Here is a 21,571-nt window from a genome sequence, read left to right as displayed (position 1 = left end):
ACTGTGGGAGCGGGCTTGCTCCCACATTCGACTGCATTCCAACTGAAGGAACCCGTCAATTGTGGGAGCGGGCTTGCTCGCGAAGGCGTCCTTCACATCACTGCAAATTTAACGTTTTGCAGCCGGCTGCCACAAAATCTCCGCCACCCCCTGGCGCCGCGCAATCAACCGCGCCGCGACAAACAGCAAATCCGACAACCTGTTGATATACGCCAGGCCAACCCCGGCCAACGGCTCCGACGCATTCAAATGCTGGCAGCGTCGCTCGGCACTGCGTGCCAGACTGCGGCAGACATGCGCCTGTGCGATCAGCATCGAGCCACCCGGCAAGATGAAATTCTCCAACGGCCCCAGCTCTTCATTCCAGACATCGATTGCCGCTTCGAGGCGCTGGATTTCGGCCTCGTTCAATGCCTGATATGCCGGCATTGCCAGTTCACCGCCAAGGTCGAACAAGCGATGCTGACACGGCGCCAACACCTCAATGATTTCATTCAGCCCTGGGTGCATTCCACGCTCGGCGAGCAATCCGGCCAGCAGCACGCCGACCTGACTGTTCAGCGTATCGACCTCGCCGATCGCCTCGATGCGCGGGTGATCCTTCGGTACGCGACGGCCGTCACCGAGGCCGGTTTCGCCTTTGTCGCCGGTGCGGGTGTAGATCTTCGACAAGCGAAAGCCCATGGGTTACCTCGGTAGTGAATTGGTTTCGGTGGTCAGCGGCGCAGGTTGCGCCAGCGGCAGACGCAGGGTGAAGCAAGTGCCCTGGCCGGGCGCCGACTGCACCTCCATCTGACCTTTGTGGTTGTTGGTGATGATGAAGTACGACACCGACAACCCCAGGCCAGTGCCCTGGCCGATTTCCTTGGTGGTGAAGAACGGCTCGAAGGTGCGCTTGCGCACGTTCTCGCTCATGCCGATGCCGTTGTCCTCGACCTGAATCTCGGCCCATGGCGGATTGAGCCTGGTGCGCAGAATGATCCGTCCCGGTTCGCTGTCATCTTCGCGCTGATGAATGGCCTGGGCGGCATTTTTCAGCAGGTTGAGCAGCACCTGTTCCAGCTCGTTGGCGGTGCCCGGCACCGGGCCGAGGGCCGGGTCGAACTGACGAATGATCGCCTGGCCCTTGAAGTCGAAGCCGATGGCCAGATCGAAGTCGTTGCCGGCGATTTCCACGGCTTGATCGATCAGCGCCGGCAGATCGCACGGCGCCATTTGCCGGGTGCTGCGGCGGCTGAAGCTGAGCATGTGCGTGACGATTTTCGCCGCGCGGGCGCCGGCCTGTTGAATGCCATCGAGCAACTGCGGTACTTCGCGGCCCTGCAGGTAACGATTGACCGCATCCAGTTCGATACCCAGTTGTTCGGCGGTCTCGATGTTCTTCGGCAGATCCGCCGACAGACGCCGGCGAATGTTCTGCACGTTGTGCAGGATCGCGCCGAGCGGGTTGTTGATCTCGTGGGCCATGCCGGCCGCGAGGCCACCAACCGACAGCATCTTCTCCGACTGCACCATCATTTCTTCCAGCGACAAACGCTGAGTGATGTCGTCGATACGGATCACCACGCCACGGCCGGCACCGCCCATCAGCGGATAAAACGTCAGCGCGTAATGCTTGGGTTCATCGTCCTTGAACCAGGTCACCCGGTCGACTTTGGCCACGGTGTGCTGTTCGACGGTGGCCTTGAGCTGCGGCAGAAATGGCTTGAGCGGTTCGAAGGCGAGGAAGATCGGCTGATTCAACGCCTCGTCCAGGCGCGTGCCGGAAAGGGCGCTGGCTTCCTGGTTCCACTGGGTGACGTAGAGTTGCTCGTCGAGGGCGATCAGCGCCGAAGGCATCGAGTCGATGATGCTGTTGAGGTAGTTCTGGAAGCCGGTGAGCTTCTTCTCGATCTTGCTGCGCACCTGGACTTCAAGTTCGAGTTTTCGGTTGGTGTGGCGGGTTTCCTCGGCCAAGCCTTGCGCCTGGTCGTAAGCAGCTTGCGAGTCGTCGCGGGCGCGTTTCAATTGCTGCTCGCGGGCTTCGATGCGCGAGAGCATGGTGTTGAATGCCTCGGCCAGACTGCCGATTTCGTCGTGGTTGCCGCGCGCGGCGCGCAGGGCGTAGTTCTCTTCGCGGGTGACCTGTCGCGACAGCTCCTCCAGCTGATGAATCGGCCGGGTGATCAGACGTTTGATCTGCCGGGCAATCACCAGCCACAGCAGCACGCTGAAAATCAGGATGCCGAGGCTGGCGGTCAGGGTGCCGGTGTAGAACGCCATCGGCAGTTCGCTGCTGGCCACCAGCAACAGATGTCCCGGCGCAGCACCGGGGCGGGGCAGGGTGATCAGTTGATTGCTGCGAAACTCGGTCAGTTGCCAGGCTTCGACATGGCGGTAGCGTTCGGGAAGACTGAGTTTTTCGCCGCGCTGCACTTGCGCCAGACGTTCGCCCTTGCCGTCGTACAGGGCGGCGGCGCGCAGCGGTGAATAACTGTCGAGTTCCTTGAGCAGGCGCTCGGCGCTGCGCGGCGACTCAAGCGCATCGCTGACCAGGCTCGGATTGGCGATCAGTCGGCCGATGGTCTGCAGCGCCTGTGGCGCCATGCTTTCCTGGGAAATGTAGTAGGCGGCGCTGATGAAGGTCAGGTTGGCGACCAGCAGAACCGTGGTCAACAACACCAGCAAGGCGGCCAGCAGTTTCTGGCCGACCGGCAGGTTTTCAAGGCGCTCGCGCAATGGCATCAGGTTTATCGCTGCAAGGGAACAAGTGGTCAGCCTAGCGGCTGCTCAGTCGCTGGGCAATCCGCGCTTGCGCAGATGCGCCACCAGACGTTGCTGTAATTGATGCAGATGCGGAAGATGCAACTGATGGCGCTCGGCAACCTTGCAGGCGTAACCCAACAGATAGCTAATCTCGGTGCGGCGCTGATTGGCGACGTCTTGATACATTGACGAGTAATTGGCAGCGGTGGCGTGGATCACCCGTTCGACTTCCGCTTGCAGGTTTTGCGCCGCAGCCGGCTGGCCGCAGCGTTCGAGCAGTTCGGCCAGTTCGGCGCAGAGCGTGGCGACTTCGCAGTGATGCTCTGCCAGCCCGCCGTTGCGGCAGTCGTGGAGCACGGTCAGCGGATTGATCGCGCAGTTCAGCGCCAGTTTGCGCCACAGCCGGGTGAGGATGTCAGCGTTCCACTCATGGGGAATGTTCGCCGCTTGCAGATCGTCCAGCCAGACCGGCGCCAGCGGATTTGCCGCATCGCCCAGCCAGTTGAAGCCGTGGCCGGCAAACACCACGCGCCAATCGCCATCGCGAAACGCGCCCTCGGTGCTGGAGGCGCTGATGCAACGCGTGTGCGGCACGCGCGCGGCGACGGCGTCCTGACTGCCGAGGCCGTTCTGCAAGAGAATCAGTTCGGCGTCCGGCGCGAGGCGTGAAGCGAGGCGGGCCACGCCTTCTTCGGCATCGTAGGCCTTGCACGCGACCAGCAAACGCCGAATCGGCTCGGGGCTGTCCGGGGTTTCGCCGGGAACTGCATAGGTATGAGCTTGTCCGTTTTCTACCAGGGTTAATCCGCCGCCCGCCGTATAGCTTTGCAAGCGCGCCGCATCGCGCAGGATCAACCGCACGGGCAGGCCGGCGCGGGCCAGACGTGTCGCCCAGAGTGTGCCGAGGCTGCCGGCGCCAAGTACGTGCCAGGTGGTCGACATCAGTTTTTTGCTCGATTGCTTGCAGGCATGTGCGGCTCGCCGTATCGGTAGGAAAGACCCGTTATAATGAGCCCGATTTTAACCGCAAGCCAAGCGCGCTCCATCCACATCGAGCGCGCCTTTTTATTGGAGAGATTACATGCCGTCGTTCGACGTGGTATCCGAACTGGACAAACACGAACTCACCAACGCGGTCGAGAACGCCGTGAAGGAACTCGATCGTCGTTATGACCTGAAAGGCAAAGGCAGCTTCGAGTTCAAGGAAAAAGACCTGACCGTCAGCCTCACCGCCGAAGCGGCTTTCCAGCTCGAAGCGATGATCGAAATCCTCAAGCTGGCGCTGGTCAAGCGCAAGATCGACGTGCAGTGCCTCGAGGTCAAGGACGCCTACGCTTCCGGCAAGCTGATGAAGCAGGACGCCATCCTCAAGGAAGGCATCGACAAAGAGCTGGCGAAGAAGATCGTCGGCCACATCAAGGAAGCCAAATTGAAAGTGCAGGCCGCTATTCAGGGCGAGCAGGTACGTGTGACCGGCAAGAAGCGCGACGATTTGCAGGAAGCCATCGCGGCCCTGCGTGCCAAGGAATTTGGCATGCCGCTGCAGTTCAACAACTTCCGCGACTGACTTCGATCGGATGACTTGTGGGAGCGAGATTGCTCGCGAAAGCGGTGTGTCAGGCGATTCATTAGCTCAATGACCTATCGCTTTCGCTAGCAAGCTCGCTCCCACAGTTGTTTTTGAATACACCCCGGGAAGCCGGAAATCAGGAGATAGAACATGGATTTGAATGCTGAAGTGGACCACCTGGTCAAAGCGTCCCAGGCGTGGATTCCGATGATCATGGAATACGGCAGCCGCGTGCTGCTGGCGGTGATTACCCTGGCGATCGGCTGGTGGCTGATCAACAAGGTCACGCAAAAACTCGGCGGTCTGCTGGCCCTGCGCAATGCCGACCTGGCACTGCAAGGCTTTATCAGCAGCCTGGCCAACATCATTCTCAAGGTGCTGCTGATTGTCAGCGTCGCGTCGATGATCGGCGTCGAAACGACTTCGTTCGTCGCGGCCATCGGTGCTGCCGGTCTAGCGATCGGCCTGGCCTTGCAGGGCAGCCTGGCGAACTTTGCCGGCGGCGTGCTGATTCTGCTGTTCCGTCCGTTCCGCATCGGTGACTGGATCGAAGCCCAAGGTGTGGCGGGTACCGTCGACAGCATCCAGATTTTCCACACCGTGCTGCGCACCGGCGACAACAAGACCATCATCCTGCCCAACGGCAACCTGTCGAACGGCATCATCACCAACACCAACCGTCAGCCAACGCGCAAAGTCGTGTTTGATGTGGGCGTGGATTACGAAGCGGATCTGCAGAAGGCCCGTCAGGTTCTACTGGATCTGGCCAAGGATCCCCGCGTCATGCAGGACCCGGAGCCACAAGCAGTGATTTCGACCTTGGGTGATAGCTCGATTACGGTTTCCCTGCGTGTCTGGGTCAAGACTGCGGATTATTGGGATGTGATGTTCATGTTCAACGAACAGGCGCGGGATCGTTTGAAGGCTGCCGGGATTGATATTCCATTTCCGCAGCGAGTTATACGCGTAGTGCAGGAATCTGCCACGCAGTAATCGTCTTTGAAGTTGGCTTGGCAGTCAGCAACTAATATAGAACCCGAGCAGTGTGCACACTCTCGGGTTTTTTATCGGCGCGATAAAACTATGCTGGCTAATAAGTAGCTGGCTAATGTTTGTCTGTTTGATGAGTTATTCATCCATAAAAAAACCGCCCTCCTGATTCAGGAGGGCGGTTTTGTTAGAGCAGAGCTCTACAGTACGTCAGCATCGCATCCTTATTAGAGGATGTTCAGTGGGTACTCGATGATCAGACGGGTGTCGTTGTTATCAGACGAGTAACCGCTGTAGGCACCGTTGGAGCGGTACATGGCGTAACGCAGACGGAACGACAGGTCTTTGGCCGGACCTTCCTGAACCACGTACTTGGATTCGGCGTTCCACTCGTTCTCTTTACCTTCACCCAGACCGTTGGTCTTGATGTTGTCACCCATCACATAACGGGTCATGAAGCTCAGGCCAGGTACGCCGTAAGTCTTCATGTTCAGGTCATAGCGAGCCTGCCACGATTTTTCTTCGCGGCCCACGAAGTCGGAAATCTGGATGGAGTTGGCCACGAAAATTGTACTGTTGCCGTCAACACCATAGTAGTAAGCGTTGTCGCCGCTCGACTGCTGGTAAGCAACGGTGAACTTGTGGGCGCCCAAGCTGTAAGCTGCTGCCAAGGACCACAGGTTGTTGTCTACGCCACGGGTATCGTTGTCGTCGGTCTCGTCGCCAATTGCACTGACCAAGTCGCCGCGTTTGTCGCCTTTGGTGTGGTAACCGTTGAAGTCGAAGTTCAGCGACTGCTCGTCGTTGATCGGCAAGGTGTAGTTGAGGTTGACGTAGTACTTCTTGAAGTAGTCTTCAGCGTCGGAAGCAGCCAATGCACCGGTGAAATTGTCTGTGAAGGCGTAGCTGGCACCGAAGATGTTGATGCTGGTCAGGCCTTTGCCGCCATTGCCATCTTCATCCGGCAGACCGGCGATGCTGTCGCGGCCCATGCCGGTCTGCTTGCTCAGCGCTGTGAAGCGACCTGCGCTCAGTTCCAGACCTTTGATCTCTTTGGAAGTGATCAGGGTACCGGTGGCGACTTCTGGCAGCAGACGGCTGTCGTCAGTGGCGAAAACCGGGCTGGCAACGAATTGCTGACCGTATTTCAGAACGGTGTCGGATACACGGAATTTGACTGCGCCGCCGACCTTGCCCTGGGATTTCTCAGGGTTGCCATCGCTGTCGTTGGCGAACAAGCCGTTACCACGACGACCCGAACCGCCGTCCAGTTTTACCGAGCCCATGGCCATGGCGTCGAGACCGAAGCCTACGGTGCCTTGAGTGAAGCCCGACTCGTAAGTCAGCAGTTGGCTGAGACCGCTATCCTGGCGATAGCCACTTTTGAAAGTGCCGTCACCGTTGGAAACGTTGCCCGCGCCATTTTTGTAGTCACGGTTCATATACTCGAAACGAGTCTTCAGCTTCAGGCTCTGATCTTCCAGGAAACCTTTGGCTTCATCCTGGGAAGACGCCATTGCGAACTGCGAGGTGCCTGCTGCAACAGCCAGGGCGATCATGCTCCACTTCATCACGCGCATCGTGATTTGCTCCTTTGGTTTTTAGAAGAGTACTGCCGTCCCACCTGTTTTATTATCTGGGCGGCTCTTTCTTTTTGTGTCGGCGCAAACTTATATCACGCCGACATTGTTGGCGATACTTGCGAAATCAACCTTTCAGCTTCTTTACGGCGTTGTCGCAAAAGGAGCGCTGGATGTCGCAAATTCACAGTACCGATACAGCCGGACTGACAACTTTCTCGCTGTTTAGGGGCCTTTTTGCATCGGTAAAAAAGAGTCCCTGGCAAAACACTTGAATCTCCATCGGGCAACCCTGCCACTGTTTTTATTGGATGCCGGCGACCGATCCCAATGGTGCGCTTATAGTCCATGCGATTACGAATGCAACAAGCGTGCACAAACCGCAAAATCGGTGCGGTTATTTTTGGTTGTAGCGCCTGCGTATGTGAGAACCTTGTGAAAACGGGCTCTCGGGCCCGCTTTGTCCCGGGCTTGACGAGAGTCTCTCTATGGTGTTGCAACGCACCAAAGGCGCGCATGACAACCAAAAACGTTACCGGTTCACCCCGTAGTGAGTATTTGGCGGATGCCTGACCCAATGAGCGTAGACGGTGTGTGCATTTTTGGTGCAAAAAATTCATGATCGGGTCTGCGGAAATCTGCCGGCGACTGAGTCCAGGCTCGCCATATCAGGGGTTTTCATGCGCCTCTTCGCGTAAAGGCTCATGTCCGGGGCTGTGTTGGTGCGCAAATGAAACAAATGTCCCAAGTCGGAGCGTTGAGCAATTAACTGTCGGGGCTGGCGTGAAGGCCACTGCATTCGCAGGTATGCTGCGTTTCTGTCGCTTGGCGCGCTGCTCTCGGGAGCCGCCGCAAAGCTGAGATATAGGATCAGCCGGGAGTACGTACAGTGTTTGCTTTGGATTCACGACTTCAACAGGACACCCTGGTTATCGGCGACTTTGCGTTGTGCCGGCTGTTGCTGTCCAACGACAGCCATTACCCGTGGTTCATCCTGGTGCCTCGTCGCGAGGATATAAGCGAGTTGTTTCAGTTGGATGTCGCCGACCAGCAGCAGCTCTGGCGGGAAACCACCACGCTGGCCGAGTTGCTCAAGGATTCGTTCGACGCCGACAAGCTGAACGTGGCAACCCTGGGCAACGTTGTCAGCCAATTGCACATGCATGTCATTGTGCGCAAACGTGATGATGCTGCCTGGCCGGCGCCGGTCTGGGGCAGGCACCCGGCCAAGCCGTACAGCGCGGAACAGGTAGCAGTCATTCGCGAGCGCTTGCGTCTGGTGCTGACCGAAGAATTCACCTTTGTGGAGGGCTGAGTCATGAGCCTTGAAGAGCGCGTAACCGATCTGGAAAGCCGTCTGGCCTTTCAGGATGACACCATTCAGGCATTGAACGATGTGCTGGTGGCGCAGCAGAAAGTCATCGAGCGCCTGCAATTGCAGATGGAAGCACTGATCAAACGTCACGAAGAAATGGTCGGGCAGTTCGGCGCTTTTGAGGAAGACGCACCGCCGCCGCATTATTGAGCCATTCGGCAGGCACAAAAAAACCGCGAACAGCCAGGCTGTTCGCGGTTTTTTTTGCTTTGGATCAGCGACGCGGCAGAGCGGCGATCACATCCTCGGCTTGCAGGCCTTTGTCTCGGTTCATCACCGAGAACTCAACGCGCTGGCCTTCGACCAGAACGCGGTGGCCTTCGCCACGAATGGCGCGAAAGTGCACGAAAATATCATCGCCGGAATCCCGCGAGATAAAGCCGAAACCCTTGGAAGTGTTGAACCACTTCACGGTGCCGGTATCGCGATTGCTCATGTCATAGCTGGTCGGCGCAGCGGCCGGTGACGACTTGTAGAAGCTGATGGCCAGGTGCAGCACCACGGCAACCAGGGCGATCACCAGGCTGAACAACACGGCCGGCTGGCCAGCGATGACCGGCATCGGCGCGATCAGGGTCAGGGTTTGCAGGACGACGGTCAGTACCAGCAGGGCGCTGACCAGATTTTGCAAATGCTGGCGCGGGCCTTTGTTCCAGTAGGGAATCACTGGAGCGATGACCAGGTTCAGCAGGCCGAAAAAGGCCAGGTAGAGTGCATCGGGCTGTTGCAGGTAAGGAACGGCTTCGGCTTTCAGGCTGGGTATGAACGACAGCAGCAAGGCTGCTGCGCCCATTAGCAGGTGGACGATTTTCAACATTTTGATTGGCTCACGTTATGACGGCTCACAAGGAAGAGCTGAAGGCGCACGGTTCGCTTCAGGACAAAATAAGAGGCGGTGGACACGTACACGGCATCAGCCTATGCGCAACACCCCGAAAAATGGGGGATGGCGACACGCTGCCTATTTAACAGCAAAGCCTGCGGCTACTCAAATCAGCCCGGCCAGCGGCAGAGAAACGGGCGATTTGTCGCAGCCCGATCACGGATTCATAGCTGCGGGCGTGAGCTCGCCTTGCTAAAGTGATGTCCAACCTGCTGGATGAACTCAACCACTGTTAGGGGGTAAGCATGGCTATTGATATCGGTATCAGTGAAGAAGACCGCAAATCCATCGTCGAAGGGCTGTCGCGACTGCTGTCGGACACCTACGTGCTGTATCTGAAAACCCATAACTTTCACTGGAACGTCACCGGTCCGATGTTCCGCACGCTGCATCTGATGTTCGAAGAGCAGTACAACGAATTGGCGCTGGCCGTCGATTCGATCGCCGAGCGCATCCGCGCACTCGGCTTCCCGGCACCGGGTGCCTACGCAACCTACGCACGCCTGTCTTCTATCAAGGAAGAGGAAGGCGTGCCGAGCGCTGAAGACATGATCAAACAACTGGTCGAGGGCCAGGAAGCGGTGACCCGCACCGCACGCGGCATCTTCCCGCTGCTGGACAAGGTCAGCGATGAGCCGACGGCTGATCTGCTGACCCAGCGCATGCAGGTGCACGAGAAAACCGCGTGGATGTTGCGCGCGCTACTGGAGCAATGATCCGGCCGCTGCGGACGGCTTGAGGCCGTCCGCACGCTGTCCAGACTCTTACTGTTGTCGTTGGCTTATCCTACGAGGCTGGTCAACAAGTCGTATGGCGATAACTTTGTCACTGGGTTTTTATGAGGGCGCAGGATGTTGCCTTATAAATCAGCAGTCATGGCAAAGGAGTGTCAACGCTATGGTAGAAGCAGACAGGCGAAGCGACAGGATGTCGGCTTCGCGGCACGTAATAAAAGTCGACCCGTTTGTCAGCGGGTTCGACATGAATCTGATCCGGCCGTTGTCGCGTTCCATTCGGCTCAACGGTTTTGCGACCTGCCTGCGACTCGAGCAGGTCTACTGGAACATCCTCGGCGGCATGGCCGAGGACAATCACTGTTCTATCAGCACACTGCTGTCGCACGTCGACCGTGAGGTGCATCTGCGTCACGGTGGGGTGAAGAACTTCAGTGCGCTGGTGCGGGTGGTATGCGTCATGAACGGAAATAAAGACCTCGCAACCGCAGTTTCGCGCTGAAACGGCTGTTGCAACGAGGTTGCGGCCTGTGCAGTGTTACGGCTGCACAGGGCGCATTTAATCGATATAATCCCGCGCTTTCGCCGCAAAGCCCTGCGCGCGGCAGCAATCTGATCGCCGAGACACCCCCATGCCAATGTACGATTACCAATGTGCTTCCTGTGGTCATCAGTTGGAAGCCATTCAGAAGATCAGCGACGCACCGTTGGTCGACTGCCCTGCCTGCCAGGCGCCCGAACTGAAGAAACAGCTGTCCATGCCGGGTTTTCGCCTCAGCGGCAACGGTTGGTACGAAACCGATTTCAAGACCGGAGCCAAGAAGAATCTGGCCGGTGGCGACAAAGCTGACTAGGGTTCAAACCCTGACCGAACGACACGCGTGAGTGGCCGCCTTGCTTTAAGGCGACGGTTACTCCACCGAATTTCGAATTACGAGAAGCGAACGACACCATGATGCGCAGCCACTATTGCGGCCAACTGAACGAAAGCCTGGAAGGCCAGGAAATTACCCTTTGCGGATGGGTTCACCGTCGTCGCGACCACGGCGGGGTGATTTTCCTCGATATCCGTGATCGTGATGGTCTGGCCCAGGTGGTATTCGATCCGGATCGCGCCGAGAGCTTCGCCGCCGCCGATCGCGTGCGCAGCGAATACGTGGTGAAGATCACCGGCAAGGTGCGTCTGCGTCCGGCCGGTGCGACCAATGCCAACATGGCGTCGGGCATGATTGAAGTGCTGGGTTACGAGCTCGAAGTGCTGAACGAGTCGGAAACCCCGCCGTTCCCGCTCAACGAGTTCTCCGACGTCGGCGAAGAAACCCGCCTGCGTTATCGCTTCCTCGACCTGCGTCGTCCGGAAATGGCCGAGAAGCTGCGTCTACGTTCGCGCATGACCACCAGCATCCGTCGCTTCCTCGACGAGAACGGTTTCCTCGACGTCGAAACGCCGATCCTGACCCGTGCCACCCCTGAGGGTGCGCGTGACTATCTGGTGCCGAGCCGTACCCACGCCGGTTCGTTCTTCGCGCTGCCGCAATCGCCGCAGCTGTTCAAGCAACTGCTGATGGTTGCCGGCTTCGACCGTTACTACCAGATCGCCAAGTGCTTCCGTGACGAAGACCTGCGTGCCGACCGTCAGCCGGAATTCACCCAGATCGACATCGAGACCAGTTTCCTCGATGAAAAAGAGATCATGGGCCTGACCGAGCAGATGATCCGTAACCTGTTCAAGGAAGTGCTGGATCTGGAATTCGGCGAATTCCCGCACATGACCTTCGAAGAGGCTATGCGCCGCTACGGTTCGGACAAGCCGGACCTGCGCATTCCGCTGGAGCTGGTCGACGTTGCCGACCAGTTGAAAGAAGTCGATTTCAAAGTGTTCAGCGGCCCGGCCAACGATCCGAAATGCCGTATCGCCGCACTGCGCGTACCTGGCGGGGCGAGCATGCCGCGCAAGCAGATCGACGATTACACCAAGTTTGTCGGCATCTACGGTGCCAAGGGCCTGGCGTACATCAAGGTCAACGAGCGCGCTGCCGGTGTTGAAGGCCTGCAATCGCCGATCGTGAAGAACATCCCGGAAGACAAGCTCAACGTGATCCTCGATCGCGTTGGCGCGGTCGATGGCGACATCGTGTTCTTCGGTGCCGACAAAGCCAAGATCGTCAGCGAAGCCCTGGGCGCGCTGCGCATCAAGCTCGGTCACGACCTCAAGCTGCTGACCTGCGAGTGGGCGCCAATGTGGGTCGTCGACTTCCCGATGTTCGAAGAAAACGACGACGGCAGCTTCTCCGCGCTGCACCACCCGTTCACCGCACCGAAGTGCACCCCGCAAGAGCTTGAAGCCAACCCGGCCGGCGCACTGTCTCGTGCGTACGACATGGTGTTGAACGGCACCGAGTTGGGCGGCGGTTCGATCCGTATTCACCGCAAGGAAATGCAGCAAGCGGTATTCCGCCTGCTGGGCATCAACGAAGCGGAACAGGAAGAGAAGTTCGGCTTCCTGCTCGACGCGCTGAAGTACGGCGCACCGCCGCACGGTGGTCTGGCTTTCGGTCTGGACCGTCTGGTGATGCTGATGACTGGCGCCCAGTCGATCCGTGAAGTGATCGCCTTCCCGAAAACCCAGAGTGCTGCCGACGTGATGACGCAGGCTCCGGGCGTAGTGGATGCCAAGGCATTGCGCGAGCTGCACATTCGCCTGCGCGAAACGCCAAAGGCTGAGTAAGACGGGCCTGAAGGCGCATCTTCGGATGCGCCTTTTTTCTTTCTCAGGTCGAATTTTTCAATTGCCGGTCGCTGCACCCGCAGGGCGGGCAAGGTTTCAAAGAGCATTCGGAGCAAGTTATGGCAGGTCATTCCAAGTGGGCAAACATCAAGCACCGCAAAGAACGTCAGGATGCCAAGAGGGGCAAGATCTTCACCAAGTGGATCCGTGAACTGACCGTTGCGGCGCGTCAGGGTGGCGGTGATCCGGGTTCCAACCCGCGTCTGCGTCTGGCCCTGGACAAGGCGTTGAGCGCCAACATGAGTCGCGACATCATTGATCGCGCCGTTGCGCGCGGCGCCGGTGCAACCGAAGCGGACAACGTTGAAGAACTGACCTACGAAGGCTACGGCCCGGGCGGCGTGGCGGTGATGGTTGAGTGCATGACCGACAATCGCAACCGCACCGCTGCGGCTGTGCGTCACGCGTTCAGCAAGTGCGGCGGCAACCTCGGCACCGACGGTTCGGTGGCCTACCTGTTCGAACGCAAGGGCCAGATCAGCTTCGCGCCGGGCGTCGATGAAGACGCGCTGACCGAAGCGGCGCTGGAAGCCGATGCCGATGACGTGGTCACCCATGAAGACGGTTCGATCGACGTGTTCACCTCGTTCACCAGTTTCTATGCAGTGCGCAACGCGCTGGAAGCGGCCGGGTTCAAGGGCGACGACGCGGAAATCGTCATGCAGCCGACCACCAGCGCCGAACTGGATCTGGAAGGTGCGGAGAAGGTGCTCAAGCTGATCGACATGCTTGAAGACCTGGATGACGTGCAGAACGTGTATTCCAACGCGGACATTCCGGAAGACGTCGCTGCTCAGCTGGGCTAGGAGCGACTACGATTGAATGTGGGAGCGGGCTTGCTCGCGAAGGCGGAGTATCAGCAACAGCGTTGCTGGATGACACTCCGCTTTCGCGAGCAAGCCCGCTCCCACATTGGTAATTCGCTGTTCTGAATTTTTTTGCTCTTACTGCAGGCGTTATGACTCTAATTCTTGGTATCGACCCCGGTTCGCGCATTACCGGTTACGGGATCGTCCGCGATACCGGGCGTGGCGGCTGCATCTACGTGGCCTCGGGCTGCATTCGCACCGGCTCCGGCGAGCTGCATGAGCGCCTGCAAATCGTCTATCGCGGCGTGCGCGAGATCATCAAGACCTACGGCCCGGTGACCATGGGCATCGAAAAGGTGTTCATGGCAAAAAACGCCGACTCGGCGCTCAAACTCGGTCAGGCGCGCGGCGCTGCGATTGTTGCCGGCGCTGAAGAGTGTCTGGAAATCGCCGAGTACACCGCCACGCAAGTCAAACAAGCGGTGGTCGGCACCGGTGCGGCCAATAAGGAGCAGGTGCAGATGATGGTCATGCACATGCTGAAGCTGACCAGCAAACCGCAGATCGACGCCTCCGACGCCCTGGCTATCGCCATTTGCCATGCGCACACACGTTCAAGTCTGCTGCCGCACGGTCTGGGAACCGCACGCAGTCGTGGCGGGCGCCTGCGTCTCTGATAGCATCAGCATCAATTTTCCTGAAAGTGACGTTGCGGTGCCTGTGTTGCCGGCGCGCAAGCCACCTTCACTCGTCGCCAGCCCACGGCTGGCCAGCGCTCAAGGATTCAAAACGTGATTGGACGCTTGCGCGGCACCCTGGCTGAGAAACAGCCGCCGCACCTGATTCTCGATGTAAACGGCCTCGGCTATGAGGTGGAAGTGCCGATGACCACCCTTTATCGTCTGCCGTCGGTCGGTGAACCGCTGACCCTGCACACCCATTTGGTCGTACGCGAAGACGCGCAATTGCTCTATGGTTTTGCCGGCAAGCGTGAGCGAGACTTTTTTCGCGAGCTGATCCGTCTCAACGGTGTCGGGCCGAAACTGGCGCTGGCGCTGATGTCGAGCCTGGAAGTTGACGAATTGGTGCGTTGCGTGCAGTCGCAGGATACTTCGGCCTTGACCAAAGTGCCGGGGGTTGGCAAGAAGACCGCCGAGCGTTTGCTGGTCGAATTGAAAGATCGCTTCAAGGCCTGGGAAACTTCCCCGGCAATGTTCGCGCTGGTGCCGAATCAGCCCGACGGCCCGGCGCCGGTCAGCAGCGCCGAGACCGATGCGGTCAGCGCATTGATCTCCCTGGGCTACAAGCCGCAGGAAGCGAGCAAGGCGATTTCCGCGATCAAAGACAAGAACCTGAGCAGTGAAGACCTGATCCGCCGCGCTCTGAAGGGAATGATTTAAGTGATTGAAGCTGATCGTCTGATCGCCGCCGCGCACAGCCCGCGTGAGCGCGAAGAAGTCCAGGACCGGGCGATTCGTCCGGTCAGTCTGGCCGACTACATTGGCCAGCCGACCGTGCGCGAGCAGATGGAACTGTTTATTCAGGCTGCCCGTGGCCGTAGTGAATCCCTCGATCACACCTTGATTTTCGGCCCTCCGGGGCTGGGCAAGACTACGTTGGCGAACATCATTGCCCAGGAAATGGGCGTGTCGATCAAGAGCACCTCGGGGCCTGTGCTGGAACGCCCGGGTGATCTGGCCGCGTTGCTGACCAATCTTGAGCCGCACGACGTGCTGTTCATCGACGAAATTCATCGTCTGTCGCCAATCGTTGAAGAAGTGTTGTACCCGGCAATGGAAGATTTCCAGCTCGACATCATGATCGGCGAAGGGCCGGCGGCGCGTTCCATCAAACTGGATCTGCCACCGTTCACTCTGGTCGGTGCGACCACCCGCGCCGGCATGCTGACCAATCCGCTGCGTGATCGCTTCGGTATCGTCCAGCGCCTGGAGTTTTACAGCACTGCGGATCTGGCAACGATTGTCAGTCGTTCGGCGGCCATTCTCGGTCTGCCTCTGGATCCGGAGGGTTCGTTCGAAATTGCCCGGCGCGCCCGTGGCACTCCGCGAATAGCCAACCGTTTGCTGCGTCGAGTCCGCGACTTCGCCGAAGTCCGCGCCAAGGGACATATCACCAAGTCGGTAGCGGATCTGGCGCTGAACCTGCTGGATGTCGACGAACACGGTTTCGATCACCAGGACCGACGTCTGCTGCTGACCATGATTGAGAAGTTCGACGGCGGTCCGGTAGGTATCGACAGTCTTGCAGCGGCGATCAGCGAAGAACGCCACACCATTGAAGACGTGCTCGAGCCATATCTGATCCAGCAGGGCTACATCATGCGCACGCCACGGGGCAGGGTAGTGACCCGACATGCGTATCTGCATTTCGGTTTAAACATTCCGTCACGAATGGGCGAAATGCCCTTGGCAGACGATTTTCTTGATGCCGCAGACGATTGATACACATTTGTTGGTGATTTATTCAGGGTTTGTATTGTCAGACGACGGTACTTTTGCGGTAAAGCTCTGAAACCACGAAAAACAGTTGCCTGGCCGGATTGGCAACCTGAGGAGTAAGCACTAGAGTATGCGCGCGCAAAACGGGCTTGAGCCGTTCGCACATCGTTGTCGCGTTTATTACGAGGACACCGACGCGGGCGGCATCGTGTATTACGTTAATTACCTCAAGTTTATGGAACGGGCTCGAACCGAACGGCTACGGGAACTGGGCTTTGCCCAATCTGCGCTTGCCGGAGAGGACCTGTTGTTCGTCGTGCATTCCAGCGAAGCGCGCTACCACGCGCCGGCGCGACTGGACGACGAACTGCTGGTAAGCGCTGATGTAACCGAATTGAACCGTGCCAGCCTGCGCTTCAGACAGCAGGTCAGGCGGGCCACGGATAATGTGCTGCTCTGCGAAGGGCAGTTTTTGGTGGCCTGCGTGCGCACCGACAGTTTGAAACCCCGGGCCCTTCCCGAAGACCTGCGTGCGGCCTTCGCCGACGCGGTCGGCCCGGGTACACACTCAAAGCAGGAGATAAAGCGTGGAAGCTAACGTCGTCGACCATTCCTCCATGTGGAGCCTGGTCAGCAATGCCAGCATCGTGGTGCAGTTGGTAATGTTGACCCTGGTGGCCGCATCGGTGACCTCATGGATCATGATTTTTCAGCGCAGCAACTTGCTGCGTGCCGGTCGACGCGCCCTGGAGAGCTTCGAAGAGCGCTTCTGGTCGGGTATCGATCTTTCCAAACTGTACCGTCAGGCTGGCAGCAATCCTGATCCGGATTCGGGCGTGGAGCAGATCTTCCGCGCCGGTTTCAAGGAATTCTCCCGCCTGCGCCAGCAGCCAGGCGTCGATCCTGAAGCGGTAATGGAAGGTGTGGCCCGTGCCATGCGCGTGGCCATTTCGCGTGAAGAAGAAAAGCTCGAGCAGAGCCTGCCGTTCCTCGCCACTGTTGGTTCGGTCAGCCCGTACATTGGTCTGTTCGGTACCGTCTGGGGGATCATGAACTCCTTCCGCGGTCTGGCCAGCGCTCAGCAAGCGACCCTCGCCACCGTTGCTCCAGGTATCGCCGAAGCCCTGATCGCCACCGCGATCGGCCTGTTCGCCGCGATCCCGGCGGTCATCGCTTACAACCGTTTTGCTGCCCGCAGCGAAACCTTGCTGGGCCGCTACTACACCTTCGCCGATGAATTCCAGGCGATCCTGCACCGCAAAGTGCACACCAGCGAAGAATAAGCAGGTATTTCCCGATGGCTTTAATCGCTCGAGCTCGCAAAAAGCGCAAGCCGGTCGCCGAGATGAACGTAGTGCCCTACATCGACGTGATGTTGGTGCTGCTGGTCATCTTCATGGTGACCGCGCCGATGCTCAATCAGGGCGTGAAAGTTGATCTGCCCAAGGTTTCCAGCGAAGCCTTGCCGCAGGACAACAACACCCAGGTCCTGACCATTTCGATCAAGGCTGACAAGACCTACTACTGGAACCTTGGCAGCGAAGTCGACACCGAGAAGCAACAGGACAGGGCCATGACCCTGCCGCAAATGACCGACGCGGTGACCAAGATCATTCGCGCCGGCACCGAGGGCGGCAAACGCACCCAGGTGTTCATTCGTGGCGACAAGACTGTCGACTACGGCGCCGTCATGGGTGCCATGGGCGGGTTGCAGAAAGCCGGGGTCGGTAACGTTGGTCTGATAACCGAGGCCCCCTGATGCAGCAACAGCGAGAGCCGTCCGCCTCGGAAAGCTACTTCTGGCCCAGTGTTCTGGCGATTGTCCTGCACGTGCTCGTGTTCGGCATGCTGTTCGTCAGTTTTGCCTTTACGCCCGAACTGCCGCCGGCCAAGCCGATTGTCCAGGCGACTCTGTATCAGCTGAAATCTAAAAGTCAGGCAACCACCCAGACCAATCAGAAGATTGCGGGTGAGGCGAAGAAATCCGCCGCGCGCCAGACCGAAGTCGAACAGATGGAACAGAAAAAGATCGAGCAGGAAGCGGTGAAGGCGGCGGAACAAAAGAAAGAGGACGCGGCTCAAAAGGCCGAGGAGGCCAAGAAGGCCGACGAGGCGAAAAAAGCGGACGAAGCGAAAAAGGCTGATGAAGCGAAAAAAGCCGACGACGCGAAGAAAGCCGAAGCGAAAAAGGCCGAAGAGAAACAATTGGCTGATATAGCCAAGAAGAAGGCTGAAGACGAAGCGAAAAAGGCTGCTGAGGAAGAGGCGAAGAAAGCCGCTGCCGAAGAAGCCAAGAAAAAGATCGTCGAAGACGCGAAAAAGAAAGCCGCCGAAGACGCCAAGAAGAAAGCTGAAGCTGAAGAGGCGAAGAAGAAAGTCGCCGAAGACGCGAAGAAGAAAGCTGCCGCCGATGCTGCGAAGAAGAAAGCGCAGGAAGCGGCACGTAAATCCGCTGAAGACAAAAAGGCTCAGGCCCTGGCAGATCTGCTTTCCGACACGCCGCAGCGCCAGCAGGCCTTGGCCGATGAGCAGGGTGACGAAGTCGCCGGCAGTTTCGATGACCTGATTCGCGCTCGCGCAGCAGAAGGCTGGGCTCGTCCTCCTTCGGCGCGCAAAGGCATGACGGTCGTGCTGCAAATCGGCATGTTGCCGGACGGTACGGTGACTTCGGTCACCGTGGCCAAGTCCAGTGGTGACGGTCCGTTCGATGCCTCGGCAGTTGCGGCAGTGAAGAATATTGGACGTTTGACAGAAATGCAGGGAATGAAGCCGAGCGATTTCGCTCCGTATCGTTCATTCAAGATGACATTCACACCTGAGGATCTAGCCTTGTGAGAAACCTTCTTCGAGGAATGCTGGTCGTGATCTGCTGCATGGCAGGGATCGCGGCGGCAGATGAAAAGAACATTCTGGTCACCAGCGGTAGCGATCGGGCTACTCCGATCGCGGTCGTACCGTTCGGCATGCAGGGCGGCGCGGTGCTGCCTGACGATATGGCGGAAATCATCGGTAACGATTTGCGCAACTCTGGCTATTACTCGCCGATTCCAAAAGCCAACATGATCAGCCAGCCAAGCCAGCCGAGCGAAATCATCTTCCGTGACTGGAAGGCGGTCGGGGCCCAGTACATGATGGTCGGCAGCATCGCTCCGGCAGGCGGTCGCCTGCAGGTGCAGTGGGCACTGTTCAACGTTGCCACCGAACAGAAAGTGGCCGACGGCAGTGTTTCCGGTACTACCGACCAGATTCGCGATATGGCGCACTTCATTTCCGATCAGTCGTTTCAGAAGCTGACCGGTATTGAAGGAGCTTTCTCGACTCGCCTGCTGTACGTAACGGCTGAGCGTTTCTCCGAGAAAAACACCCGATACACCCTGCAACGCTCCGACTATGACGGCGCGCGTGCAGTAACTCTGCTGCAATCGCGCGAGCCGATCCTGTCGCCGCGTTTCGCACCGGATGGCAAGCGAATTGCCTACGTGTCGTTCGAACAGAAGCGTCCGCGCATCTTCATGCAGAACATCGACACCGGTCGCCGCGAGCAGATCACCAACTTCGAAGGCCTCAATGGCGCGCCAGCCTGGTCGCCGGATGGTAACCGCCTGGCGTTCGTGCTGTCGAAAGACGGTAACCCGGACATCTACGTAATGAACCTCGGTTCGCGTCAGATTACCCGTGTGACCTCTGGCCCTGGCATCAACACCGAGCCGTTCTGGGGCAAGGATGGTTCGACCATTTACTTCACCTCGGACCGTGGCGGCAAGCCGCAGATCTATAAAACCAGCGCCAGTGGCGGTGGTGCCGAACGTGTGACGTTCGTTGGCAACTACAACGCCAACCCGAAACTGTCGGCTGATGAAAAGACTTTGGTGATGATTCATCGTCAGGATGGCTTCACCAATTTCAAGGTGGCAGCTCAGGATCTGCAGCGGGGTAGTGTAAAGATCCTCACTGATAGCACTCTGGACGAGTCGCCTACTGTTGCGCCCAACGGCACCATGGTAATCTACGCCACCCGCCAACAGGGCCGGGGAGTCTTGATGCTCGTGTCCATTAATGGACGCGTGAGGCTCCCGCTTCCTACCGCTCAAGGCGAAGTCAGAGAACCGTCCTGGTCCCCTTACCTGAAGTGAGCGGGCGCTACACGTTTTACTTAACACACTGGGGTTCATTAGGAGTTTCACGATGGAAATGCTGAAGTTTGGTAAATTTGCTGCGCTGGCTCTGGCCATGGCTGTAGCTGTAGGTTGCTCGTCCAAAGGCGGCGACAACGCCGGTGAAGGCGCTGTTGATCCAAACGCTGGTTACGGCGCAAACACTGGTGCCGTTGACGGTTCCCTGAGCGAAGAAGCTGCTCTGCGCGCAATCACCACCTTCTACTTCGAATACGACAGCTCGGACCTGAAGCCAGAAGCCATGCGCGCTCTGGACGTTCACGCCAAAGACCTGAAAGCAAACGGCGCTCGCGTTGTTCTGGAAGGCAACACCGACGAACGTGGTACTCGTGAGTACAACATGGCACTGGGCGAGCGTCGTGCGAAAGCCGTTCAGCGCTACCTGGTACTGCAAGGTGTTTCCCCAGCTCAGCTGGAACTGGTTTCCTACGGCGAAGAGCGTCCAGTTGCTACCGGCAACGACGAGCAGTCCTGGGCCCAGAACCGTCGCGTCGAACTGCGTAAGTAATTCGATATGCGAACGTGCCGTCGTGCTGTAACTGTTCTGGCTCTCAGCCTCGCGCCGCTTGCGGCGTGGGCTGCGGTTCCTGTGGTCGATGACAACTCCGGTTATAACAATAGCGGGAGCAGTTATCCGCCTGCGGGTTACGGTACGAACGGCGCCTATGCCGGGGGAGCGGCTTCGGCCCCTGCCTCGGCACAAGGCATGCTGTTCAACCAATTGCAACAGATGCAGGATCAGATCTCGCGCCAACAGGGCGTGATCGAAGAACTGCAGAATCAGGTTGCGCGCATGAAGCAGGAATCCCTGGAGCGATACCAGGATCTTGATCGGCGCATAGGATCCGGCGTTGCACCAGCCGCGACTCCCGAGAATTCTTCTGCCGGTGGCGATGCAAGTGCTGCTGCCGGTGCTGCCGCAGGTGCCGCTTCGGCGTCCCAAGCCCCTGCTGCGGGTAGCGAACCGGCTGATCCGGCCAAGGAAAAGCTGTATTACGATGCCGCTTTCGACCTGATCAAAGCCAAGGATTTCGACAAGGCCAGCCAGGCCTTCGCGGCTTTCCTGCGCAAATACCCGAATAGCCAATATGCGGGCAACGCCCAGTACTGGCTCGGCGAAGTGAATCTGGCCAAAGGTGATCTGCAAGGTGCGGGTCAGGCCTTTGCCAAGGTTTCGCAGCTGTATCCCAAGCACAACAAAGTGCCGGACTCGCTGTACAAACTGGCTGACGTAGAACGCCGCCTCGGTCACACCGACAAGGTCAAAGGCATTCTGCAGCAGGTGGTGTCCCAATATCCGGGTACGTCCGCCGCACAGCTGGCTCAGCGTGATCTGCAGCGTATGTAAGCCTGTTTATCCGTGTTTTGAAGAAACCCGCGCTAGTCGCGGGTTTTTTCGTTAGAATTCACGCCCTTTTTCTGAAACACGCTTCTTGCGGTCTACGCGTTGGCGGGATTGCCTG

24 protein-coding genes are annotated in these 21,571 nt (G+C 58.4%); 19 read left to right on the top strand and 5 right to left on the bottom strand.

Going from position 1 to position 21,571, the window contains the following annotated elements; all coding sequences use genetic code 11:
• Positions 1 to 108 precede the first annotated feature (108 nt).
• Genes ACP7D9_RS12415 through ACP7D9_RS12405 form a run of 3 tightly spaced genes read right to left on the bottom strand, consistent with a single transcriptional unit; the run spans position 109 to position 3,687 of the window.
• On the bottom strand, positions 109 to 684 hold the full coding sequence (locus ACP7D9_RS12415) for a cob(I)yrinic acid a,c-diamide adenosyltransferase (RefSeq protein WP_426157689.1): 576 nt from the start codon (positions 682 to 684) through the stop codon (positions 109 to 111).
• 3 nt (positions 685 to 687) lie between these two features.
• On the bottom strand, positions 688 to 2,724 hold the full coding sequence (locus tag ACP7D9_RS12410; RefSeq protein WP_397479453.1) for a sensor histidine kinase: 2,037 nt from the start codon (positions 2,722 to 2,724) through the stop codon (positions 688 to 690).
• A 45-nt stretch (positions 2,725 to 2,769) separates the two neighbouring features.
• Positions 2,770 to 3,687, bottom strand: a complete 918-nt coding sequence (locus ACP7D9_RS12405) for a putative 2-dehydropantoate 2-reductase (protein ID WP_426157687.1) — start codon at positions 3,685 to 3,687, stop codon at positions 2,770 to 2,772.
• Between the two features lie 139 nt (positions 3,688 to 3,826).
• Here ACP7D9_RS12405 and ACP7D9_RS12400 point away from each other — a divergent pair, with 139 nt between their 5' ends.
• Positions 3,827 to 4,312, top strand: coding sequence for a YajQ family cyclic di-GMP-binding protein (locus tag ACP7D9_RS12400; RefSeq protein ID WP_426157685.1), 486 nt, complete (start codon positions 3,827 to 3,829; stop codon positions 4,310 to 4,312).
• 153 nt (positions 4,313 to 4,465) lie between these two features.
• A complete protein-coding gene (locus ACP7D9_RS12395; protein WP_016773492.1) occupies positions 4,466 to 5,308 on the top strand; it encodes a mechanosensitive ion channel family protein in 843 nt (280 codons plus the stop codon).
• A 224-nt stretch (positions 5,309 to 5,532) separates the two neighbouring features.
• Here ACP7D9_RS12395 and ACP7D9_RS12390 read toward each other — a convergent pair whose 3' ends face one another.
• Positions 5,533 to 6,885, bottom strand: a complete 1,353-nt coding sequence (locus ACP7D9_RS12390; protein WP_056787902.1) for an OprD family porin — start codon at positions 6,883 to 6,885, stop codon at positions 5,533 to 5,535.
• 889 nt (positions 6,886 to 7,774) lie between these two features.
• On the opposite strand from ACP7D9_RS12390, the gene ACP7D9_RS12385 reads away from it, so the two are divergent.
• On the top strand, positions 7,775 to 8,200 hold the full coding sequence (locus ACP7D9_RS12385) for an HIT family protein (RefSeq protein ID WP_426157682.1): 426 nt from the start codon (positions 7,775 to 7,777) through the stop codon (positions 8,198 to 8,200).
• Positions 8,201 to 8,203: 3 nt separating this feature from the next.
• Complete coding sequence (locus ACP7D9_RS12380) at positions 8,204 to 8,410, top strand: SlyX family protein (protein ID WP_039758193.1); 207 nt, start codon at positions 8,204 to 8,206, stop codon at positions 8,408 to 8,410.
• A gap of 64 nt (positions 8,411 to 8,474) precedes the next feature.
• Here ACP7D9_RS12380 and ACP7D9_RS12375 read toward each other — a convergent pair whose 3' ends face one another.
• Positions 8,475 to 9,077 carry a cold-shock protein gene (locus ACP7D9_RS12375; RefSeq protein WP_101155738.1) on the bottom strand — a complete coding sequence of 201 codons (603 nt, stop codon included), beginning with the start codon at positions 9,075 to 9,077 and terminating at the stop codon, positions 8,475 to 8,477.
• 311 nt (positions 9,078 to 9,388) lie between these two features.
• On the opposite strand from ACP7D9_RS12375, the gene ACP7D9_RS12370 reads away from it, so the two are divergent.
• The 15 genes from ACP7D9_RS12370 (at position 9,389) to ybgF (ending at position 21,456) form a co-directional block, all read left to right on the top strand.
• Positions 9,389 to 9,859 carry a Dps family protein gene (locus ACP7D9_RS12370; protein ID WP_101155740.1) on the top strand — a complete coding sequence of 157 codons (471 nt, stop codon included), beginning with the start codon at positions 9,389 to 9,391 and terminating at the stop codon, positions 9,857 to 9,859.
• Between the two features lie 181 nt (positions 9,860 to 10,040).
• Positions 10,041 to 10,379 (top strand): ribbon-helix-helix domain-containing protein, encoded by a 339-nt coding sequence (locus ACP7D9_RS12365; RefSeq protein WP_101155742.1) that lies wholly within the window; start codon positions 10,041 to 10,043, stop codon positions 10,377 to 10,379.
• 130 nt (positions 10,380 to 10,509) lie between these two features.
• Positions 10,510 to 10,731 carry an FmdB family zinc ribbon protein gene (locus ACP7D9_RS12360; protein ID WP_016773499.1) on the top strand — a complete coding sequence of 74 codons (222 nt, stop codon included), beginning with the start codon at positions 10,510 to 10,512 and terminating at the stop codon, positions 10,729 to 10,731.
• Positions 10,732 to 10,829: 98 nt separating this feature from the next.
• Positions 10,830 to 12,605: an aspartate--tRNA ligase gene (gene aspS / locus ACP7D9_RS12355; RefSeq protein ID WP_064365013.1), complete on the top strand. Its 1,776-nt coding sequence runs from the start codon at positions 10,830 to 10,832 to the stop codon at positions 12,603 to 12,605.
• Positions 12,606 to 12,724: 119 nt separating this feature from the next.
• Complete coding sequence (locus ACP7D9_RS12350) at positions 12,725 to 13,471, top strand: YebC/PmpR family DNA-binding transcriptional regulator (protein WP_034153419.1); 747 nt, start codon at positions 12,725 to 12,727, stop codon at positions 13,469 to 13,471.
• Between the two features lie 152 nt (positions 13,472 to 13,623).
• A complete protein-coding gene (ruvC, locus tag ACP7D9_RS12345) occupies positions 13,624 to 14,151 on the top strand; it encodes a crossover junction endodeoxyribonuclease RuvC (RefSeq protein ID WP_016773501.1) in 528 nt (175 codons plus the stop codon).
• A gap of 114 nt (positions 14,152 to 14,265) precedes the next feature.
• Positions 14,266 to 14,874: a Holliday junction branch migration protein RuvA gene (gene ruvA, locus ACP7D9_RS12340; RefSeq protein ID WP_426157678.1), complete on the top strand. Its 609-nt coding sequence runs from the start codon at positions 14,266 to 14,268 to the stop codon at positions 14,872 to 14,874.
• The gene (gene ruvB / locus ACP7D9_RS12335) at positions 14,875 to 15,936 is read left to right on the top strand and encodes a Holliday junction branch migration DNA helicase RuvB (RefSeq protein ID WP_101155746.1); all 1,062 of its coding nucleotides are present in this window, start codon (positions 14,875 to 14,877) and stop codon (positions 15,934 to 15,936) included.
• Positions 15,937 to 16,063: 127 nt separating this feature from the next.
• Entirely contained in the window at positions 16,064 to 16,531 is a 468-nt protein-coding gene (gene ybgC, locus ACP7D9_RS12330) for a tol-pal system-associated acyl-CoA thioesterase (protein WP_426157675.1), read from the top strand.
• On the top strand, positions 16,521 to 17,216 hold the full coding sequence (gene tolQ, locus ACP7D9_RS12325) for a protein TolQ (protein WP_008080223.1): 696 nt from the start codon (positions 16,521 to 16,523) through the stop codon (positions 17,214 to 17,216). Before ybgC ends, tolQ begins: the two co-directional genes overlap by 11 nt.
• 23 nt (positions 17,217 to 17,239) lie before the next feature.
• Positions 17,240 to 17,692 carry a protein TolR gene (tolR, locus tag ACP7D9_RS12320; RefSeq protein WP_160767866.1) on the top strand — a complete coding sequence of 151 codons (453 nt, stop codon included), beginning with the start codon at positions 17,240 to 17,242 and terminating at the stop codon, positions 17,690 to 17,692.
• On the top strand, positions 17,692 to 18,768 hold the full coding sequence (gene tolA, locus ACP7D9_RS12315) for a cell envelope integrity protein TolA (RefSeq protein ID WP_101155750.1): 1,077 nt from the start codon (positions 17,692 to 17,694) through the stop codon (positions 18,766 to 18,768). The genes tolR and tolA overlap by 1 nt, the downstream gene beginning before the upstream one ends.
• A gap of 17 nt (positions 18,769 to 18,785) precedes the next feature.
• Positions 18,786 to 20,066, top strand: coding sequence for a Tol-Pal system beta propeller repeat protein TolB (gene tolB / locus ACP7D9_RS12310; RefSeq protein ID WP_178081141.1), 1,281 nt, complete (start codon positions 18,786 to 18,788; stop codon positions 20,064 to 20,066).
• Positions 20,067 to 20,118: 52 nt separating this feature from the next.
• The gene (gene pal / locus ACP7D9_RS12305) at positions 20,119 to 20,616 is read left to right on the top strand and encodes a peptidoglycan-associated lipoprotein Pal (protein ID WP_003178634.1); all 498 of its coding nucleotides are present in this window, start codon (positions 20,119 to 20,121) and stop codon (positions 20,614 to 20,616) included.
• A 6-nt stretch (positions 20,617 to 20,622) separates the two neighbouring features.
• Positions 20,623 to 21,456: a tol-pal system protein YbgF gene (gene ybgF, locus ACP7D9_RS12300; RefSeq protein ID WP_426157672.1), complete on the top strand. Its 834-nt coding sequence runs from the start codon at positions 20,623 to 20,625 to the stop codon at positions 21,454 to 21,456.
• Positions 21,457 to 21,571: the final 115 nt, after the last annotated feature.

This window comes from Pseudomonas sp. TSRC2-2 (assembly GCF_049897785.1).
GTDB lineage: Bacteria > Pseudomonadota > Gammaproteobacteria > Pseudomonadales > Pseudomonadaceae > Aquipseudomonas.
Note: the sequence above shows the minus strand (reverse complement) of the source record. Positions and strands in the feature narration are given on the sequence as shown.

What these genes read in the sequence shown, in the direction of transcription:
- ACP7D9_RS12415 (WP_426157689.1), bottom strand. Translation starts at nt 684, where the DNA reads ATGGGCTTTCGCTTGTCGAAGATCTACACCCGCACCGGCGACAAAGGC.
- ACP7D9_RS12410 (WP_397479453.1), bottom strand. Translation starts at nt 2,724, where the DNA reads ATGCCATTGCGCGAGCGCCTTGAAAACCTGCCGGTCGGCCAGAAACTG.
- ACP7D9_RS12405 (WP_426157687.1), bottom strand. Translation starts at nt 3,687, where the DNA reads ATGTCGACCACCTGGCACGTACTTGGCGCCGGCAGCCTCGGCACACTC.
- ACP7D9_RS12400 (WP_426157685.1), top strand. Translation starts at nt 3,827, where the DNA reads ATGCCGTCGTTCGACGTGGTATCCGAACTGGACAAACACGAACTCACC.
- ACP7D9_RS12395 (WP_016773492.1), top strand. Translation starts at nt 4,466, where the DNA reads ATGGATTTGAATGCTGAAGTGGACCACCTGGTCAAAGCGTCCCAGGCG.
- ACP7D9_RS12390 (WP_056787902.1), bottom strand. Translation starts at nt 6,885, where the DNA reads ATGCGCGTGATGAAGTGGAGCATGATCGCCCTGGCTGTTGCAGCAGGC.
- ACP7D9_RS12380 (WP_039758193.1), top strand. Translation starts at nt 8,204, where the DNA reads ATGAGCCTTGAAGAGCGCGTAACCGATCTGGAAAGCCGTCTGGCCTTT.
- ACP7D9_RS12375 (WP_101155738.1), bottom strand. Translation starts at nt 9,077, where the DNA reads ATGTTGAAAATCGTCCACCTGCTAATGGGCGCAGCAGCCTTGCTGCTG.
- ACP7D9_RS12370 (WP_101155740.1), top strand. Translation starts at nt 9,389, where the DNA reads ATGGCTATTGATATCGGTATCAGTGAAGAAGACCGCAAATCCATCGTC.
- ACP7D9_RS12365 (WP_101155742.1), top strand. Translation starts at nt 10,041, where the DNA reads ATGGTAGAAGCAGACAGGCGAAGCGACAGGATGTCGGCTTCGCGGCAC.
- ACP7D9_RS12360 (WP_016773499.1), top strand. Translation starts at nt 10,510, where the DNA reads ATGCCAATGTACGATTACCAATGTGCTTCCTGTGGTCATCAGTTGGAA.
- aspS (WP_064365013.1), top strand. Translation starts at nt 10,830, where the DNA reads ATGATGCGCAGCCACTATTGCGGCCAACTGAACGAAAGCCTGGAAGGC.
- ACP7D9_RS12350 (WP_034153419.1), top strand. Translation starts at nt 12,725, where the DNA reads ATGGCAGGTCATTCCAAGTGGGCAAACATCAAGCACCGCAAAGAACGT.
- ruvC (WP_016773501.1), top strand. Translation starts at nt 13,624, where the DNA reads ATGACTCTAATTCTTGGTATCGACCCCGGTTCGCGCATTACCGGTTAC.
- ybgC (WP_426157675.1), top strand. Translation starts at nt 16,064, where the DNA reads ATGCGCGCGCAAAACGGGCTTGAGCCGTTCGCACATCGTTGTCGCGTT.
- tolA (WP_101155750.1), top strand. Translation starts at nt 17,692, where the DNA reads ATGCAGCAACAGCGAGAGCCGTCCGCCTCGGAAAGCTACTTCTGGCCC.
- tolB (WP_178081141.1), top strand. Translation starts at nt 18,786, where the DNA reads ATGCTGGTCGTGATCTGCTGCATGGCAGGGATCGCGGCGGCAGATGAA.
- pal (WP_003178634.1), top strand. Translation starts at nt 20,119, where the DNA reads ATGGAAATGCTGAAGTTTGGTAAATTTGCTGCGCTGGCTCTGGCCATG.
- ybgF (WP_426157672.1), top strand. Translation starts at nt 20,623, where the DNA reads ATGCGAACGTGCCGTCGTGCTGTAACTGTTCTGGCTCTCAGCCTCGCG.